We start from the raw sequence: 18279 nt of genomic DNA on the forward strand, positions 1-18279 counted from the left end.
GGGCGGCGGCCCCCCCCCCCCCCCCCCCGCCGGCCCCCCCCCCCCGCCCCCCCGGCCCCCCCCGCGGGGGGGGGGGGGGGGGGGCGCGCCGGCCCGCGCCCGCCCCCCCCCCCCCCCACGCCGTCGGCCCCCGCCGGGGGTGGAGGGGGCCGAGGAGTGGGTATCCGGACGGTTCAGGCGGTGGCGAGGGCGGCCTCGCGGTGTTCCCCGCGGGCGATCAGCACCCAGGCGCCGACAGCGGCGACGAGGTAGGCGACACCCACCACCGCGAAGCACAACGCCGGTCCGCGGTTCCAGTCCGAGGTGGTGCCGAGGACCACGCCCATCGCGGCGATGCCCACCAGGGTGCCGATCTGCCGGTTGGCGTTGAGCACGGAGCCCGCCACGTTCGCGTGCTCGGTGCCGGCGGCGTCCACCAGTGCGGCCGTCATGCCGGGGGAGATGATGCCCGCGCCGATGTTGGCGAGGCCCACGGCCACCGCCAGCACCCAGTAGGGCGTGTCCGGGGAGACCGTGACCATGGTCAGCGACGCGATTCCGGCGACCAGCAGGAAGACCGTCAGCAGCGCCCCGTTGGAGAAGCGCGCGGAGATGCGCGAGTAGACGAGGTTGGCCAGCGGGAACCAGATCGTCATCGGCAGCAGTTCCAGCCCGGCCAGGAAGGGGCTGGACCCCCGGGCGTGCTGGAGGTACAGGCTCAGCATGAACATGCTGCCGTACAGGGCGAGGTTGAACAGGAAGCCCACCAGGTTCGCTCCGGCGAACCGCGGCCGCGCGAACAGGCTCCACGGCATGACCAGGTTGGCGGCGCGCCGCTCGCGCAGCGCCAACGACACGGCGGCGACCACCAGTACGGCGTACGCCACCAGGATCTCGCCGGCTCCCCAGCCGAGCCGGGGCCCCTCGATCAGCGCGAAGCTCAGGGCGGCCAGCGCCACGATCCACAGGATGTGGCCGGGCACGGCCAGCTTGGTGGGGCGCACCTCGGTCGCGACGATGTAGCGCTTGGTCAGCAGCATCCCGACGATGCCGATGGGCAGGTTGAGGATGAAGATGCTCTGCCAGCCGAACGCGCTGACCAGCAGGCCGCCGACGGTCGGGCCGAGCCCGGCGGAGGTGGCGACGATCGCCGACCACAGCCCCAGCATCCGGGTGCGCTGCCGCTTCTCCGGGAACGAGAACACCAGCAGGGACAGCGAGCTCGGCATGAAGAGCGCGGCTCCCACGCCCTGGAGGAGGCGCGCGGCGATGAGAAAGCCCGCGTTCGGTGCCAGCGCACAGCCGAGGGAGGCGACGAAGAAGACCGCCATGCCCCACAGGTAGACGTTCTTCGCGCCGAGGCGGTTCGCCAGGCCGCCGGCCAGCAGCAGCAGCGAACTGAACACCAGGACGTAGCTGTCCACGATCCAGGTGAGTTCCGGCAGCGAGGCGTGCAGCTGCTCCTGGATCGCCGAGCCCGCAACGTTGACGACGGTCACGTCCAGGGCGGCCATGACGAAGCCGGTGGCCAGGGCGGTCAGCCGCAGACCGGGCGGCGCTTCTCTGCGGGGCGGCGCCGCCTCACCGGTCAGCGGCACTGTTCGGGACTCGGCACTGGGCATCGCTGTCTCCTCCGGGAGGCTCACTGGGCGCTGGACGACCGCACCACCGACGACCGCGGTCGGGGATCTCTCCCCGTATCCATTGAAACCACTATGACGATGGCAGTCAAATTTGATAGCAGTCAAATTTTACAGCCCTCATCATATGACCGCTGTCGTAGGATGAAAGTGCCGCGCCGGAACGCAAGGAGGCAGAGTTCACGTGACCGAGCAGACCGCCGCACGCATCACCGATCACCTCGCAGCCGAGGACATCACGCTCCAGGGCGTACTGGAGGCGCTGACCGACCCGGTACGGCGCAGCATCGTGCGCCAACTCGCCGACGTCGAGGACGGCATGGCGTGCGGGACCTTCGACATCAACGTCACACGCTCCACCAGCACCCACCACTTCAAGGTGCTGCGGCGCGCCGGCATCCTCCGGCAGGAGTACGTGGGCACGGTGAAGACGAACTGCCTGCGCAGGGCCGACCTGGACCGGGCCCTCCCTGGCCTGCTCGACGCGATCCTCGCCGCGGCCCGCCGCGAGGCGGGCCAGTAGAGCGTCAGGGCGGCCCCGGCGGCGTCCCGCCCCCATCACGGCGGCCCCGGGGTGCCGACCCCGACCCTGTCACCTGACCCTGCGGCGCCCCGGCTGGCCCCGCCCGGCCCCTCACCCGACCCGGTCGCCGGCGATCTGGGTCGGCAGGTACAGCATGAGCTGCGGTTCGGACCGCTGGTGCAGCCCCATGACCAGATGGTGGAAGGCGGCCCTGCGACCAGGGGCGGGCCGCACCTCGACGCTCGCGATCCCGGTGTCCCGGGTCTCGTGGCGCGCCCACAGCCGGTCGAAGTCCTTGCTCGCCGAACACAGCCGCCGCGCCAGGCGCTCGAAGTCCGGATCGTCGAGGAACCGCACCGCCTGGACCCGGAACTGGCCGACCAGCCGGCTCGCCACGTCGGACCAGTGGGGATAGCGGTTCCTGTTGCGGCCATCGGTGAAGAACGACCAGAGGTAGTTGGAGCCCGCCTCCTGCACGCCGAGGAGTGCATGCGCCGGCGCGTTGCTCGCCAGGACGTTCCAGTACCGGTCGACCACGAAGGCCGGTGCGGGCTGCCACACCTCGACGGCGAGCCGGAGCCGGCACAGCTCCTCCGGGGACACCTCCTGGCGGGCCGCCGGCGGGTTCATCCCCGCCAGCAGATACAGGTGGGCCCGCTCGGTGCGGTCAAGGCCGAGCGCCTTGCTGACCGCTTCGAGCACGTCCTCGGACACCTTGATGTCCCTGCCCTGTTCGAGCCACGTGTACCAGGAGGCGCTCACCCCGGCCAGTACGGCGACCTCTTCGCGCCGCAGGCCCGGCGTGTTCCGCCGCCCGCCGACCCTCAGCCCGACGTCGCCCGGCGAGAGCCTGGCGCGACGGGATCTGAGGAAGTGGCGCAGCGCCGCCCGTCGCTCCCTGTCGGCGTCTCTGACGTTCTGGGCCTCCTCCTGGCCCACTACGACACAGCTACTCACGAAAGCCACCCTCCACGCGCGAAGAACCAGTCCGGGTCACCGGGATCGGCTGTCAGAAGGCGAGGATCAGACGCCCCCGTACGCCGCCCGCCTCCAGGCGCCGATGGGCTTCGGCGGCCCGCTCGGGGGCGAGCACCTCGGCGGTGCGCAGGGTCAGCACACCCTTCTCCGCCAGGGTGGAGATCTCCTCCAGGGCGGAGTGCTTGGCGGGATGCGTCATCACCACCACCCCCTGGACCGCGATGTCGCGCTCGGAGGCCAGCTCGAAGGGACGGCACTTGACGAAGCCGCCGCCGTCCTTCACCACGCCCAGGGCGTCGGCCCCGACGATCGCGGCGTCGACGACGCCGTCGGCCCCCTCGGGGACCGCGGCACGGTAGGCGGCGGCGAGGTCGGCGCTGTCGGCGGCGCGCGGTACGACCACGTCGGCGCCGAGCGCCCGGATCAGATCGCGGTCGCGGTCGGCGGCGTCGGCGACGACCCGGAGCCCGCGGTACTTGGCGAGTTGCACCACGTATCCGCCCAGCGCCCCCGCCGCTCCCGTGACGGCCAGGGTCGCCCCTTCGGGCAGGCCGAGGAGGGAGAGGGCGAGGTGCGCGGTGAGGCCGTTCATGGGCAGGCCGGCGACGTCACGGAGGTCGAGGCCCCTGGGCGCGGCGACGACCTGCTCGCGGGGCACCACGACGTACTCCGCCTGGGCCCCGCCGGTGGGGTGGAAGGGGTTCACGAACGCCATGACCGGTTCGCCGACCGCGAGGTCGACCCCGTCACCGACCGCGTCGACCACTCCGGAGGCGTCCATGCCGGGGATGTACGGAGGCTCCTGCCCGGCCACGGCCGCGGCCAGGTTCCCCGCGCGCAGCAGCAGGTCGGTGGGGTTGACCCCGGCGGCGGTGACCCGGATACGGACCTGCTCGGGGCCGGGTACGGGCAGCGGGCGTTCGACGACCTTCAGTACGTCGGGTCCGCCGAACTCTTCGATGCCGACAGCACGCATGGTGGGGGGTCCTTCCACGAATCGATTCAGAGGGTCGGTCGTAACAGGGGGATGTCCGGCCGGTGAACCGGTGGCCGGGGCACGGACACGGCGGCTGCGCGAAGGCGCGGCACCTGTGCGACAGGGAACGAAGCGGAAGAGGCGAGCCGCGCCCCGCTCGTGCGCCGGAAACCCGAACCGGGCCTGGTCATCCCTGACATGGCCTCAATGATTCACCGGGTGGCGGTCCCCAACCAGTTCGCAGATGTCATATGGCCAGCACCAACACGTATGGGCCGCCCGCGTGGTGGTGGCGCTCCCAGGTGAGCCGAAACCGGCACAGACTCGCCCTCTCCACCGGCCGAATCAGCTCCTACGCTTTCCACATGAGCGATCAACTGTCGTACGCCTGTTCGGTGGTTACCTTCTCATGAGGAGAACGATGGTGACTCGTCTGGATGCGCCCGCCTTCGACTCGGCGCACTTCCGCCGGGTACTGGGGCACTTTCCGACCGGTGTGGTGGCCGTCTCGGCCATGGACGGGGACGAACCGGTCGGCCTGACCGTCGGCTCCTTCGCGTCGGTGTCCCTGGACCCGCCCATGATCGGCTTCTTCCCCAGCGTGACCTCCACCAGCTGGCCCCGTATCGAACGCGCGGGCACCTTCGTGGCCAACGTGCTCGCGGAACACCAGGCGGACCTGTCCGCCGTTTTCGCGACCAGCGGGGCCGACAAGTTCGGCCGCCTGACCTGGCAGCGCTCCGCCACGGGCGCCCCGATACTCGACAACGTCGCCGCGTGGATCGAGTGCGAGGTGGCGAACGTCGTCCCGGCCGGCGACCACCTGTTCGTCCTGGGCCGCGTACTCGGCCTGGCAGTCGCCCCCGACCCCCGCCCCCTGGTCTTCTTCCAGGGCGACTACGCCCGCCTCGCGGGAGAGTGACCGGGGCCGCGTACGCACGCACCGAGCGCGGCACGCCACTTGAAGCGGCCGGACGAAAACACGCGTGAGCCCCGGCGCGAGCCCGGAATCCGGCCGCTGAACGCGCCTTGACGCACTCTGACGCCGACCTCGGAGTCGATCACGGTCTGCCCGTCGGCGACCCTCCGCGGGGCGTCCATGAAGTCCGCGACCTCGGCCACCCGGTCCTTCAGCAGATGGCCGAGCCCTCCGGACCCCGGCTGCTGCCGCTGAGCAGTTGGATGGCGTAGGCCGTGGCGACGTACGGGGAGAGCACGAGCCCATCAGCACGGACAAGTGCCCGTAACGGACCCGCAGTTCGAGGGCCGCCTTGAGCCCCTCGTCCCGGAAGTCGGGGGCATGCGGACATCGGTGATCACAACGTCGGGCCCGTGTTCGTCCACCGCCCGGGCCAGAGCGGGGGCGTCACCCACCGCCCCGGCCACCTCGTGTCCGCTGCGACTGAGCAGTTCGACCAGCCCCTCGCAGAGCAGGACCGCGTCCTCGGCCAGGACTGCACGGAGCACGAGACCTCCACCCGGACCCGGGTCGGACCGTGCGGTGCCCCGGGCGGGACCGGCTCCACCCTTCCCGTTCGCGCTGCTGTGCTTGGACGCGTGAGGGACTCCGCTCCCGTGTGGAGGTCGTAGAGGGGACGAGCCGTTCCTGCCATTACAGTGCCAACCACCAGCGTCCGCTTTCCGAGTTCAGCGACCGCATGCAGCGACTCATCCGTCCCGGCGGGGTGTTCGGAGCGGAGTTCGTGATGCCCGTTGAGCGACGTCATCACGCGATCGAGCACTACTGACCTCCACCTTTCACCTCTGGCAGGAAGAAGGACTCCATGAAGCACGAGTACGAGGCGAAGTTCCTCGCGATCGACGCCACTCAGGTTCAGGCCAAGCTGACCGCCCTGGGCGCGAGTCAGGCGTTTCCCCGTACCCTCCTGACCCGCAAGATCTTCGAGAACGACTCCCTCGACAGCGGGGCCTGGCTTCGCCTGAGGGACGAGGGTGCCCGCTCGACGCTCACGCTCAAGCAGGTCACCGACTCCACGACCATCAACGGCACCACGGAGATCGAGACCGAGGTCGCCGACCTGCACGCCATGGCCGACATCCTCGTCCGCGTCGGCCTCACCGAGGTCCGCTACCAGGAGAACTACCGCGAGGAATGGCGCCTCGGCGAAGTCGCCTTCGACTTCGACACCTGGCCCGGCCTGCCCACCTTCCTGGAGATCGAGGGACCCGACGAGGCATCGGTCCGACAGGCCGCGGCCCTCCTGGACTTCGACTACTCCGAGGCCCGGTTCGGAAGCGTCGACGAGGTCTACAAGAGCGAGATGGGCCGCGACATCCTCGCAGAGCCCACTCTCCTGTTCTCGGACGCCGAGAAGAAGGCAGACGTCTCCCCGGCAGTCGAGAGCCGTTGACAGCGGAGGCAGACGGGCTGTGCTGACAGCGGACCGCCCTCAGCACGAAGAATCGGCAGGCAGCGCGGCCACGGCAGGTTGCTCCGCAGAGGCTGAACGACCGGCGCGTGGCGGCAGTGGCCCAAGTCCTGCTGCCGCCATGCTCGGCGCGCCTACCCCAGGCCAAACCACGGCAGGCAGGCCGGCAGCCCTTCGACCTTCACCGGAACCGATCGGTGCTCCTGCCGTCGTTCGGCGGTAAGGCGGAGCCTGTGCAATAAGGCAGGCTCGCCTCGCACCGCATGGCGTTCGATGCCGTCCTCTTGGTAGCCGAGCTTGCGCGAGACACCCAGCGACGCCGAGTTGTCCACGTTGGTCGAGGAAACCGCATGTCGGGCACCGAGTCCGGCGAAGGCCAGTTGGAGAACGGCGGCGCGCATCTCGGTCCCCGCTCCCTGACCATGATGGGCCACTCTGAGCCAGGAACCGGTAGCCACCTCGCGACGGATCGGGAAATCCCGACCACTGATGCCCTGTGTCCCGAGGACTACATCGTCCCTCAGGACCACGAGGTTCAGCGTCCAGTCCTCCTTCCGCCACTCGCCCCAGCAGCGCCAGTGGTACTGCAGGACGCTCCGAGCTCGCTCCTCGGGTGCCGCGTCGGTCCACGGCACAGTGAACGGCTGCACCGCCGGATCGTGCACACCCTCCGCAGCCAGCGAGGCCAACGCGGCGAGATCATCCAGACTCGGGAGCCGCAGCTCCAGCCGGGGTGTGGTCAACCGAAGGCCCACAAGTGGCCAGTGGGTCAGCAGGGTCATACCCAGGGATTCTGCTGGCCCCCGCCCTGCCGCGACCAGGAGATTTTGAAGACGCACATACCAGCACCGGTCTGCCACCACGCGATCCGGTGGAGCCCATGCGATCGCGGCACTACCTGCGCGGGCGGCGGTTCCGGTTAGCGGGTATGAGATCTCCGGTCCGTGATGCGGGGAGCGGAAGACCCTGAACACCCGTACCGTCGGCGCCGACGCGTGTGGAGCGCATACGGGCGGCTTCAGCTCGGCGGTTCGGTACCGGATTGCGGCCCGCGTGCTGGATGCGCGTGATCAGAACCCGGGCCGGTTGGGGAGCTGTTGTCAGCTTGCGTCGTGCGGCGGCCTCCTCCAAGAGTCGGCATGGCTGGTGGCCTCGGTTCTCGGCTTCGGCCAGGACGGCTGCGAGGGCCGACCAGGCGGGGTCGGCGAGGATGCGGTCCGCTTCGTCGGGAACGGCAGAGCGGACGTCACGGGCCAGCGCTCGCGTGACAGGTTCGGACAGGCGGCGTGGCGCGAGTTCTTCCAGCACCGGGGCGAGTGCCTGGTCCGCGGCGGCTTCGAGATGCTGTACGGACCGGCGGGCGGCCTCGGCCTGCTGGGCATGCTGCTTCGCGTCGTGCCACCGCTCGGCGACGATCGCGGCCCAAACACGGGCCGCGATCAGGCCCGCGAGAGCGCTGCCGTCGGGGCCGGCGGTGGCGTTGACGATGTCGCGTGCGGCTGCGCGCAGGGCGTGGGCGGCCTGGTCCTTTGCTCGTATGCGCGAGCGCTGGGCGCGGGTGAACGCGTCCGCTGCTGCTCGGAGTTCTGCACGCAAGTGGACCGGGGCTATCTGGGCGGTGGCTTCCATCAGCTCGGCCAGAGCGGTGATGTGTGCCTGGGCACGGGTGTCCTCGGCCATGTCAGCATGCAAGGCATCGAGGGCGTCAACGGCCCGGTGCCAGGGGCTGCTGAGCTGGTCGCGACGGGCGGTCGGGTGCTCTTCCGGCTGGACGGTTTCGAGCCGGGCGCGGAGTTTGGGGAAGGTGAGGTCGGGGGCGATCTTCCCGCCGGGGTAGTAGATCTGCTCGCCGTCCGCGTCGAGGTCATCGGGGCGTCCGATGGCATAGCCGAGCAGGTCGCCAGAGGGGCCGCGGCGCGGTTTGACCGGGATGCCGTCGGCTTCAAGGTAGGCGAGGAGTTCCTCGGCGCTGCCCGCGTGGGGGATGGCCGCGCGGATGCGGTCCTCCAACCAGGCCCGGCTGGTCTGGTCCCAACCGGAGCGCTGTGCCTTGTGCATCTCGGCCTGGGTGGGGCGGCGGGTGGCGGTGCGGTTCCGGTCTCCGCGCCAGTCTCCCCTTGGTGGACGTGATGGTCCTGGCTGCCGCCCTGGAGACGTACCCAGTCTGCCTGATCTTCCCGGTCGGATACGTGGAGCGGACCCAGGAAATCCCGTTCCAGGACCTGGTACCCACCTAAGACGCCCTGCGCCGCTTCACCGGGGAGCAGGAGGTGCCCATGTACGAGGCGGGCCTGGTCCCCGACTTCGAGCATCACGCCAGCCTCGTACGCACCGCACTGGCCGCCCTCGAAGAAGAGGAGCGGGCGGCGTTCGCCGGCAGAACAGCCACCGGCCGCGCTCAGCAAGAGGAGGCCGAGCGCAAACGCCGCGAGTACGCCGATCAGGCCATCTCCGCCAAGTACACACTCCGCTACCTCCGCCGCGACCTGCGCGACGAGGGAGCCACGCCACCCGATCTACCGCCCGCGCTACGCCGCCGAGATCAGCCAGCGAGCCCCCGCTCGCTCCAGCAAGGAAAAGACGTACCTGACCTCCGGCGATCAGTGAGGCGCGACCGGCGGACTGCCCAGTTCGTTGATGAGACGCCGATATGTTTCGAAGGCTGTCTTGCGGGTGTAGTCGTCGCGCAGCAGGCCGAAGCGGTGGAAGAGCCCCTCGGCGGTGCTGTCGGCGTCTCGCAGGGCAAAGAACGAGTATCCGTCGATGTTCAAGTCGGCGGAGAGGCCGGCCACGGTCCGCACCACGGTTTCGAGGACCGCGGCCTGCTGCTGCTCGCTGCGGTCCGGGCCGGTGGGCCAGCCGTTCTCGCAGATGCGGATCGCGACGCTCCCGGGAATGCCGGCCCTCTGAAGGTCAGTGCGCCGGAACGCGGTGAGGACCGCAGTGACCGCTTCCGCCAACTGCTCAGCGGCGATGGGACGGAACACATCCGGGAAGAAGTCCAGGCCGACGTAGTCCAGGCTCCGCCGGAAGCGGTCGTCGGCCAGGGCCCCGAGCTCGGACCAGAAGGTGTCGGCCGGGTTGAAGGTCGGCACGGCGTTGAAACCGACCGCCACACTGCGACCCAGGGCCCGCGCCTCCTGCTTGGCCGCGACAACCCCCTCAATGAGCGCATTCAGAACGTTGGGAATGCTGCCGTCGACCATGGGCAGGTCGGCGTTGGGCTCTTCGCAGATCTGGACGGATGCCAGGTGCGGCCCACCGGTGCGGACGGCCTGGCGGACGAACTGCCGCCACCCCTCCAACTCGCCGGTCGGCTCACGGAACTGCAGCACGAGGTCCAGCTTGCGGCCCCGTTGGAGATACATCGCGGGATCGGCGGGCGTGGGCGGTTCCAGCGGCGTCACGGTCGCGGCGAACGAGTGGTAGGCGCGCACCGACAGGCTGGCCGTGTCGCCTTGGAGCGTGTCAAGTGCCTCGGTGATGCGGTCCGGCACGTCCGGGCGGTCCGGGTGGACGATGCCCTGGTCGTCGCCCAGGATCCCGCCGGGATAGATACCGAAGTGCAAAGTCATGCTTACCCCACCCCAGAAATCTTGGTGTAACCACAAATTTGTGGTGACACTATCATCTGGGCATGGGCCTTCGAGAGACCAAGAAGCAGCAGACCCGCACGGCGATCGCCGACGCAGCCCTGCCCCTCTTCCTGGAGCACGGCTTCGACCAGGTCACGGTCGCTGAGGTGGCACGACACGCAGGTGTCTCCACCAACACCGTGTACAACTACTTCCCCACCAAGGAAGATCTCTTCTTCGATCGCCAGGCACAAGTAGAGGGCCATCTCGCCACACTGGTACGCGACCGTGCACCCAACGCCTGCCCAGTGGAGACCATCCGCGACGACCTGCTGACCACCCTGCGGCAATCAGACCCGGCACTTGGGCTGCACCCCGACGCGCCCCGGTTCTGGCAGGTCATCCACGACAGCACCGCACTCCGCGCACGCGAACGCGAGATCAGCGAACGCGCCGAGGCCGTGCTGGCGACCGCCCTGGCCGAACACCTGCCGAAAACCTCCGCCAGATGGAACCAAGGCAACCACTCGATGTTCAGACTCCTCGCAGGGGCCGTCGCCGGCACCCACCGGGCCGCCTTGCGTGAACTGCAACAACGCATCTTGTCCGGCGAGCCACCCACCAACGCCCGCGACAGCGTCGCCACAGCGGCAGTCCAGGCATTCAACCTGCTCTGCTCCGGACTCCACACCGACGCCGACCAGACGTCGCAGGAGCTACAGCTCCCTGAGTAACCCTGCAGCCCAGCCGAGGCATCAGACAGTTCCAATACCCGACGTCACCCTTAAGCGTCCTCCCTCACGTCGGCAAGAGCGCCGCCGAGGCGACCCCGAAGCTTGTCCCCGTCCAGCGCAAGGCCGAGACCGAGAAGGCCGCGAAGAAGGAGAAGGCCAGGAAGGCTGCGGCCAAGGCGGCTGGCGAGGGCAAGAGCGCTAAGCCGAAGGGAGACAGACCGAAGGCCCAGGCCAAGTCAGCCAAGAAGGCCACCCGCCGCAGGCCCAAGAAGTAGATCCCCGAACGGCTCCGCTCACGCATCGCTCACGCAAGCAAAGCCACGATACCTCGACCGCGTCCCCCGTCACGCCCAGAGCAACAGAAAACCCCAGGTCACTGGCTATGTGACCTGGGGTTTCGCAGAGCCGCCTTCGGGATTCGAACCCGAGACCTACGCATTACGAGTGCGTTGCTCTGGCCAACTGAGCTAAGGCGGCGTGCTGACCGCACCATGGTGCGATCTGCGGCGACGCCAAGTCTACACAGTTTCGAGGGGTGCTCCTCCCACCCCCGTGGTCGGGGCGTTCGGCCTGGTCAGGTGCACTTTTTGCCTGGTTTGGGGGGTGTGCCCCGCAGAAGGTACGTGTTGATCGCCGTGTCGATGCAGTCGCTGCCCCTCCCGTAGGCGGTGTGGCCGTCTCCCTCGAAGGTGAGGAGGTGTCCCGAGTCGAGCTGGGAGGCGAGGGAGCGGGCCCAGCGGTAGGGGGTGGCCGGGTCGCGGGTGGTGCCGACCACGACGATCGGGGCCGCGCCCTTCGCCTCGATGCGGTGGGCGGTGCCGGTGGCCTTGTCCGGCCAGTACGAGCAGTTCAGGGAGCCCCAGGCGAGGCCGTCACCGAAGACCGGGGACGCCTTCTCGAAGGCCGGGAGCGCCGCCTCGACCTGCTGGGGGCCGGTGAAGGCGGGCGGGAGGTCGAGGCAGTTCACGGCCGCGTTGGCGTACATCAGGTTCGAGTAGGACCCGTCCTGGCCGCGCTCGTAGTACGCGTCGGCCAGCGCGAGCAGCATCGCCCCGTCGCCGGTGAGGCCGCTGCGCAGGGCGAGGCGCAGCTGCGGCCACGACGACTTGTCGTACATCGCCGAGATGACGCCCGTGGTACCGAGCGACTCGGTGAGCTTCCGGCTCTGGCCGGTCGGCAGGGGCTTCTGGTCGAGCTGCTTGAAGAAGGCCTTCAGGCGGCTCTCCGCCGCCGCGACCGACGTGGTGCCGAGGGGGCACTGCGCCTGCTTGACGCAGTCCCGTGCGAACGACTCGAAGGCCGTCTCGAAGCCGGCTGTCTGCTGGAGGTTGAGTTCGCGCGACGACAGGGAGGGGTCCATGGCGCCGTCGAGCACGATCCGTCCCGTGTTCTTCGGGTAGAGGCCCGCGTACGTCGCGCCGAGGAACGTGCCGTACGACGCCCCGACGTACGAGAGCTTCTTGTCGCCGAGCACCGCCCGGAAGATGTCCATGTCGCGTGCCGCGTCGACCGTCGACACGTGCGGCAGCACCGTGCGCGCGTGCGCCTCGCACCCCTGGGCGAACTTCTTGTACGCGGCTGTGAGGGCGCTCACCTCGGCCGCGTCGTCCGGCGTCTGGTCGACCTCGGTGTAGGCGTCCATCTGCCGGTTGGTCAGGCAGTCGACCGGCGTGCTGCCCGCCACGCCCCGCGGGTCCATCGCCGCCATGTCGTACTGGGCCCGCACCTGCGCCGGGTAACCGACCCCCGCGTAGCTCTCCAGGTATTCGATCGCCGATCCGCCCGGGCCTCCCGGGTTGACGAGGAGCGAGCCGAGGCGCTTACCCGGCCCGGTGGCCTTCTTGCGGGCCACCGCCAGTTTGATCTGCGTGCCGTCCGGCTTCGCGTAGTCCAGCGGTGCCTTCATCGTCGCGCACTGGAAGCCGGACGCCGAGCAGGCGTGCCAGTCCAGCTTCTGGTCGTAGTACCGCGCCAGGGCCGCCGAGCCCGCGCCCGGGTTCGGTCCCGCCTCTCCGCCCGACGAACTACAGCCGGAGAGAAGCAGTCCGGCCGCCACGAACGCGACGGCGGAGGTACGCAGCAGGCGCCTGGTGTCCATCGGGGGAGCCTAACCGCCGTACCGGTCCGTGCCGGTACGGCAGGGTGCTCCTACCCACGTACGGGTGATGGGCCGGGCATGGGCACAGGCGCGTGACGGCCGGGCATGGGCCTGTGACGGGCCGGATGAAAAGGGGGCGTACGGGCTCGGTCCTCAGCCCATGCGCAAGGTCCCTGTCCTCAGCCCGCGCGCAAGGCCCCGGCCCTCAGCCCGTGCGTAGCGCCATCGTCATCGCCTCGACGGCCAGCAGCGGCGCCACATTCCGGTCGAGGGCCTCCCGGCAGGCGCCGATGGCCTCCATGCGCCGCAGCGTGCGCTCGGGGGTCGAGCCGCCCGCCACGCGGTCGAGCGCGTCCCGTACGTCCTCGTTGGCCAGGTGCACCCGCGACCCCAACTGGAGCGCCAGTACGTCCCGGTAGAACCCGGTGAGGTCCGTCAGCGCCAGGTCCAGGCTGTCCCGCTGCGTACGGGTCGACCGGCGCTTCTGGCGGTCGGCCAGCTCTTTCATCGCGCCCGCCGTGCCTCGCGGCATCCGTCCCCCGCTCTCCGCGCCGAGCGCGGCCCGCAGGTTCTCCGTCTCCTTCACATCGGTCTCCTCCGCGGCCTGTTTCGCGTCCTCCCCCGCCGCGTCGACCAGTTCCTGTGCGGCTCTGAGGCACGCGCCCACGTCGTCCACCCGCAGCGGCAGCCTCAGCACCGTGCTGCGGCGGCTGCGCGCCCGCTCGTCGGTGGCCAGCCGGCGCGCGCGGTCGATGTGCCCCTGGGTGGCACGGGCCGCCGCCCGCGCCGCCTCGGGCTCGATGCCGTCCCGCCTGATCAGTACGTCCGCGACGGCCTCCACCGACGGTGTGCCCAGCACCAGATGGCGGCAGCGCGAGCGGATCGTCGGCAGCACGTCCTCCACGGAGGGCGCGCACAGCAGCCACACCGTGCGCGGCGCGGGCTCCTCGACCGCCTTCAGCAGGACATTCCCCGCGCCCTCCGTCAGCCGGTCGGCATCCTCCATGACGATGACCTGCCAGCGCCCGACCGCCGGCGAGAGCTGGGCGCGCCGGACCAGCTCCCGGGTCTCCTTCACACCGATGGACAGGAGGTCCGTGCGGACGACCTCCACGTCGGCGTGCGTACCGATCAGCGCCGTGTGGCAGCCGTCGCAGAACCCGCAGCCGGGCTCGCCGCCGAGCGCCCGGTCCGGGCTGACGCACTGCAGCGCCGCCGCGAAGGCCCGCGCCGCGGTGTCGCGGCCGGCCCCCGGCGGGCCCGTGAACAGCCACGCGTGCGTCATCTTCGAGGCCTCGGGCGGCGCCGCGCCCTCCGCTTCGGCCGTGACGAGGGCGTCCGCGTCGCGGGCGGCCGCCGCCAGCGACGCCTGGACGCGCCCCTGACCCACCAGGTCATCCCATACGGTCATGCGCGCTCCCCGCTTACCGCTTGCCGCTCCGAACGTCGAACTCTGGGCCATGGCCCAGCCCCCCGGGCTGGGTCCCCGCCCGCGTCCAGGACACGACGGGAACCACCCCGCGCGGTGTGATCCGCCGTCGTCATCCATTGTGGCGGCTGGGTATGACAGTCGGGTCCGCCCGGCCCCCGCGCGGTTCAGCGGCGGCGTCCGCCGCGCCTGCCACCGCCCGCGCCGTTGCCGTCGTCCTCGTCGTCGTGCGGGCCGAGCAGTTCGTCGGCCAGCGTCGGCAGATCGTCGAGCGGGGTCTCCTCCGCCCAGTCCGACCTGCGGCGCGTCCCGGGGGTGCTGTCCGCGTCGGAGCCGCCCTGCCCGGCGGCCCGGAACTGGGGCATCTCGCGCGTGCGCTCGTTGCCGTCGTCCGGGCCCGAGCCGGCCTGTACCTGCGGCAGTACGGCCGTCTCCTCGGCCGGGTTGTACTGCGGCAGCACCGTCGTCTCTTCCGCCGCCCGCTCCTCGGCAGAGACCGGAAGCTCCGCGTCCGCGTCCGCGAACGTCGGCAGCGTCGCCGTCTCCTCGGCGTCCGAGAAGAGAGGGGCGGAGGCGGAGCCGACGGCGGGCGAGGTGGACGCCGAGCCGTCCGCCGGCGCCTCCGAGGCCCACGACGGCCTGCGACGCGGCGCCTCCCGCGTGGCCTCGCCCGAAGCGGGCCGGCCGCCGGAATCAGCGCCTCCGTCCGAACCGTTCCCTCCGTCCCGCTCAGGGCGCTCATCCGACTCGGACCCCTGGTCAGGCTCGGGCCGCGCGGACGAGGGCTCGGCTCCGGGATCGCGGACGATCGGCGTCTGGAGCGTCGTCTCCTCCGGCGACACACCCGGCTCGGGGTTCGCCGCGGCAGCCTCCTCGGCCTCGCGCCGACGCGCCTCCTCCGCCTTCAGCAGGGCCTCTTCCGCCTTGCGTTGCTTCTCCCGGCGCCGCTCCGCGTCCTCCTTGCGCTGCCGCGCCTCCTCGGCCGCCCGCTGCCTCAGCCGCTCCTGTTCCGCCTCGTACGCCGCCTTCTCGGCCGCCCGCCGCCGCTCGGCCTCCTGGGCGCGGAGCTTCTCCTCCTCGGCCCTCCTGGCCTCTTCCTCGGCCTGCCTGCGGGCTTCCTCCTCGGCGCGCAGCCGCTCCTCCTCGGCCCTGCGGCGCTCCTCCTCGGCCCGCTTCCTGGCCTCTTCCTCCTGGCGTTCGACCTCGCGCTGCCGCGCCTCTTCGAGCTCGCGGCGCTTGCGCTCCTCCTCTTCCGCCCTGAGCTTGGCGAGCTGCGCCTGCCGCTCCCGTTCGAGCCGCTCCTCCTCCGCCTTCCTCGCGGCCTCGCGCGCGGCCTCTTCCTCGGCCCTGCGCCTGGCCTCCTCGATGGCGGCCTTGCGCGCCTCCTCCTGGGCCTTGATCTCGGCCTCGGACAGCGGGAGCAGCTGGTCGAGCCGGTGCCGTACGGCGGTGGTGACGGACTCGGGCTCCTGGCCCGCGTCCACGACCAGGTACCGCGTCGGGTCCGCGGCTGCGAGCGTGAGGAAGCCCGTACGCACCCGCTCGTGGAACTCGGCGGGCTCCGACTCCAGCCGGTCCGGCGCCTCCGTGAAGCGCTCGCGCGCCGTCGCGGGGTCGATGTCGAGCAGCACCGTCAGATGCGGTACGAGCCCCTGCGTGGCCCAGCGCGAGATACGGGCGATCTCCGTGGGCGAGAGGTCGCGCCCCGCGCCCTGGTACGCCACGGACGAGTCGATGTAGCGGTCGGAGACGACGATCGCGCCGCGCTCCAGTGCCGGCCGGACGACCGAGTCGATGTGCTCGGCGCGGTCCGCCGCGTACAGCAGCGCCTCCGCGCGGTTCGAGAGGCCCGCGCTCGACACGTCCAGCAGGATCGTCCGCAGCCGCTTGCCGACCGGCGTGGCGCCCGGCTCGCGCGTGACGACGACCTCGTGGCCCTTGGCCCTTATCCACTCGGCGAGCGCCTCGACCTGCGTCGACTTGCCCGCGCCGTCACCGCCCTCGACGGCGATGAAGAAGCCGGTTCCCGTGGCGGTCTGCGCGGGGTCGGACCCTCCGCGCACCGCGTCCAGCAGGTCCTGCCGCAGCGGTACGCCCGACCGGTCGTCGGTCTTGGCGAGTACGACGGCGGCGACGGGCAGCAGCAGCGCGCCGACCAGCATCAGCGTGAAGGCCGCGCCGCCATGCGCGAAGACGAAGTCGCCGCTGGCGAGACGGTGCGGGCCGATGGCCGCCGCGACGAGCGGCGCGACGATCGCGGCGATCGCCATGGTGACCCGTACGACTGCCTGGAGGTGCTCGGCCAGGCGGGCGCGCCGCCGCTCCTCGGCCTGGAGCTCGACGAGGGTGTGGCCCGCGTTCGCGGCGACGCCCGCGGAGAAGCCCGCGAGCAGCGCGAGCAGTAGGACCGTCGCCGTGTCGGGTACCAGGCCCATCACGAGCAGCGCGACGCCGGTGACGGCGATCGCGAGCACCATCAGGCGGTTGCGGGAGAGAGCGGGCAGTACCCGCGGACCGCGGCGGACACCGAGCCCGGTACCGCCGGTCAGGGCGAGCACGAGCAGGGCGAACGCGACCGGGCCGCCGCCGAGGTCCTTGGCGTCGAGGACGGCCACGGCGACAGCCGAGGTGATGGCCCCGGCGATCGCGCCGCAGGCGAGGACGAGCACCGGGACCACGCCCGTACGGCCGCGGTCCGCGGCGACGGACTTCCCGTCCGCGTCCGCGGCGCCCGTCGCACCGGCGGAGCCGCCCATGGTGGAGCCGGAGCCGGCCGCGCCCGGGGGGGCGGGCCGCCGGGGGCCGTCCAGTACGGGCCGCCGCAGGCCTTCCAGCGGCGAGCGGGGGCGCGGCGTGCGTCCGTCCGGGAGTTCGAGAAGGACCAGGGTCGACACCGAGGCGGCGAAGAGGCCGGCCGCGACGTACGAGCCGAGCCCCACCTGGTGGAGCGAGAACCACGCCACGCCCGTTCCGAGCAGGTTGCTGACCAGCGTGGCCACGAGCAGCACGAACGCCGCCGCGGGGACGGCGAGGAACGACGTGCGCAGCGACAGCCTGCGCAGCGCGTCCAGATGGTCGGGAAGCGGGCGGACCGCGTCGCCCTCGGGCGGCGGCGGAGGCAGCAGCGCGGGCGCGGCACTGTCCTTGGCCACGGTCCAGAAGCGTTCCGCCACGCCGGCCACGAAGACCGTGCTGAGCAGGATCGGAAGGGCGCGGTCCGGCATCCAGTCGATCCACAGCGGTGCGACGATCAGCAGCGCGAGCCGCACGGCGTCCGTGACGATCATCGTCCAGCGGCGGTCGAGCGGACCGCCGTCCCTGGGCGGCTTGGGCGCCCGTGAAGCCTTGGCCGCATCGGAAGCCCCGGCCGCACCGGGCTTCTTGCCCGCGTTGTCGGCCGTGTCCTCCGGGCCGGACGTCGTCGCGCGGGACGCGCCGGAGCCGGACGCGGACCCGCCGCCTCCCGGCGCGAGGAGCGCCGTCAGCGGTCCGAGGAGTACGGCCCCGAACAGCAGCGTCGCGACGACCCGCGCCCCGAACACGGCGGCCACGGCGAACGCGACCCCCCGGTACCCGGGCCCGAACGAGCCGTCCGAGATCGCCGCCTGAAGGGTCAGCACCACGAGTACAAGCACCGCAAGCACATCACCGATGCCGCCGGCGAACTGCGCGCCCCACAACCGCCTCAGCGGAGGAAGGCGCAGCAAAGAACGAACGGCGCGCTCTCGTGAGTCTGCGGCAAGTGCGTCGTGGTCGGAGAGGGGGCTCACGACCGTTGGCTGCTCGGCTCGCGTCATCCGCCCAGCCTATCGGGACGACAGGGCCCGGCGGAGGCCCGGCCCGTACAGATGAACCAATCCAGGCACCCGCGGGAGCGACTCCGCACGCCCGCGCCGCGCCGTACGACCGCCGTCGGCCGCCGCCCGCCGGGCGGATGGGCGGTTACCGAACGGGTCC

Annotated in this window: 14 protein-coding genes, 1 tRNA gene and 2 pseudogenes; 6 read left to right on the plus strand and 11 right to left on the minus strand. The window is 71.3% G+C overall.

Annotated features, from left to right (window positions below; all coding sequences use genetic code 11):
• Positions 1-173: 173 nt before the first annotated feature.
• The gene (locus LCE31_RS04185; protein ID WP_225012588.1) at positions 174-1601 is read right to left on the minus strand and encodes an MFS transporter; all 1428 of its coding nucleotides are present in this window, start codon (positions 1599-1601) and stop codon (positions 174-176) included.
• Between the two features lie 202 nt (positions 1602-1803).
• Here LCE31_RS04185 and LCE31_RS04190 point away from each other — a divergent pair, with 202 nt between their 5' ends.
• Positions 1804-2142, plus strand: a complete 339-nt coding sequence (locus tag LCE31_RS04190) for an ArsR/SmtB family transcription factor (RefSeq protein WP_225012589.1) — start codon at positions 1804-1806, stop codon at positions 2140-2142.
• A 111-nt stretch (positions 2143-2253) separates the two neighbouring features.
• Here LCE31_RS04190 and LCE31_RS04195 read toward each other — a convergent pair whose 3' ends face one another.
• Both LCE31_RS04195 and LCE31_RS04200 read right to left on the minus strand, forming a co-directional pair.
• Positions 2254-3099: a helix-turn-helix transcriptional regulator gene (locus LCE31_RS04195; RefSeq protein ID WP_225012590.1), complete on the minus strand. Its 846-nt coding sequence runs from the start codon at positions 3097-3099 to the stop codon at positions 2254-2256.
• Between the two features lie 52 nt (positions 3100-3151).
• Positions 3152-4096 (minus strand): NADP-dependent oxidoreductase, encoded by a 945-nt coding sequence (locus LCE31_RS04200; RefSeq protein ID WP_225012591.1) that lies wholly within the window; start codon positions 4094-4096, stop codon positions 3152-3154.
• A gap of 421 nt (positions 4097-4517) precedes the next feature.
• Between LCE31_RS04200 and LCE31_RS04205 the strand changes: the two genes are divergently transcribed.
• Both LCE31_RS04205 and LCE31_RS41115 read left to right on the plus strand, forming a co-directional pair.
• On the plus strand, positions 4518-5018 hold the full coding sequence (locus LCE31_RS04205; protein WP_225012592.1) for a flavin reductase family protein: 501 nt from the start codon (positions 4518-4520) through the stop codon (positions 5016-5018).
• A 107-nt stretch (positions 5019-5125) separates the two neighbouring features.
• Entirely contained in the window at positions 5126-5287 is a 162-nt protein-coding gene (locus LCE31_RS41115) for a hypothetical protein (RefSeq protein WP_374118399.1), read from the plus strand.
• Between the two features lie 33 nt (positions 5288-5320).
• On the opposite strand, the gene LCE31_RS41120 is transcribed toward LCE31_RS41115, so the two are convergent.
• Entirely contained in the window at positions 5321-5563 is a 243-nt protein-coding gene (locus tag LCE31_RS41120) for a response regulator transcription factor (RefSeq protein WP_374118400.1), read from the minus strand.
• A 317-nt stretch (positions 5564-5880) separates the two neighbouring features.
• Between LCE31_RS41120 and LCE31_RS04215 the strand changes: the two genes are divergently transcribed.
• Positions 5881-6468: a class IV adenylate cyclase gene (locus tag LCE31_RS04215; RefSeq protein ID WP_225012593.1), complete on the plus strand. Its 588-nt coding sequence runs from the start codon at positions 5881-5883 to the stop codon at positions 6466-6468.
• 152 nt (positions 6469-6620) lie between these two features.
• On the opposite strand, the gene LCE31_RS04220 is transcribed toward LCE31_RS04215, so the two are convergent.
• Both LCE31_RS04220 and LCE31_RS04225 read right to left on the minus strand, forming a co-directional pair.
• Positions 6621-7268, minus strand: coding sequence for a GNAT family N-acetyltransferase (locus LCE31_RS04220; protein ID WP_225012594.1), 648 nt, complete (start codon positions 7266-7268; stop codon positions 6621-6623).
• Positions 7269-7380: 112 nt separating this feature from the next.
• A pseudogene (locus LCE31_RS04225) lies at positions 7381-8580 on the minus strand (mobilization protein); the annotation flags it as partial.
• Between LCE31_RS04225 and LCE31_RS04230 the strand changes: the two are divergent.
• Positions 8580-9035 (plus strand): annotated as a pseudogene (locus LCE31_RS04230) (transcriptional regulator); the annotation flags it as partial. The pseudogenes LCE31_RS04225 and LCE31_RS04230 sit on opposite strands and share 1 nt — an antisense overlap.
• Positions 9036-9086: 51 nt before the next feature.
• On the opposite strand, the gene LCE31_RS04235 reads toward LCE31_RS04230, so the two are convergent.
• Positions 9087-10061, minus strand: a complete 975-nt coding sequence (locus LCE31_RS04235; RefSeq protein WP_225012595.1) for a hypothetical protein — start codon at positions 10059-10061, stop codon at positions 9087-9089.
• 62 nt (positions 10062-10123) lie between these two features.
• On the opposite strand from LCE31_RS04235, the gene LCE31_RS04240 reads away from it, so the two are divergent.
• Positions 10124-10795: a TetR/AcrR family transcriptional regulator gene (locus LCE31_RS04240; protein WP_225012596.1), complete on the plus strand. Its 672-nt coding sequence runs from the start codon at positions 10124-10126 to the stop codon at positions 10793-10795.
• Positions 10796-11198: 403 nt separating this feature from the next.
• On the opposite strand, the gene LCE31_RS04245 is transcribed toward LCE31_RS04240, so the two are convergent.
• The 4 genes from LCE31_RS04245 to tmk form a co-directional block, all read right to left on the minus strand.
• Positions 11199-11272, minus strand: a tRNA-Thr gene (locus LCE31_RS04245).
• Positions 11273-11369: 97 nt separating this feature from the next.
• Entirely contained in the window at positions 11370-12893 is a 1524-nt protein-coding gene (locus tag LCE31_RS04250; RefSeq protein WP_225012597.1) for an alpha/beta hydrolase, read from the minus strand.
• A gap of 205 nt (positions 12894-13098) precedes the next feature.
• Positions 13099-14304, minus strand: coding sequence for a DNA polymerase III subunit delta' (locus LCE31_RS04255; protein WP_225012598.1), 1206 nt, complete (start codon positions 14302-14304; stop codon positions 13099-13101).
• 185 nt (positions 14305-14489) lie between these two features.
• Positions 14490-18119: a dTMP kinase gene (gene tmk / locus LCE31_RS04260; protein ID WP_225012599.1), complete on the minus strand. Its 3630-nt coding sequence runs from the start codon at positions 18117-18119 to the stop codon at positions 14490-14492.
• Positions 18120-18279 lie beyond the last annotated feature (160 nt).

This window comes from Streptomyces sp. 8L, assembly GCF_020176795.1.
Taxonomy (GTDB): Bacteria; Actinomycetota; Actinomycetes; order Streptomycetales; family Streptomycetaceae; genus Streptomyces.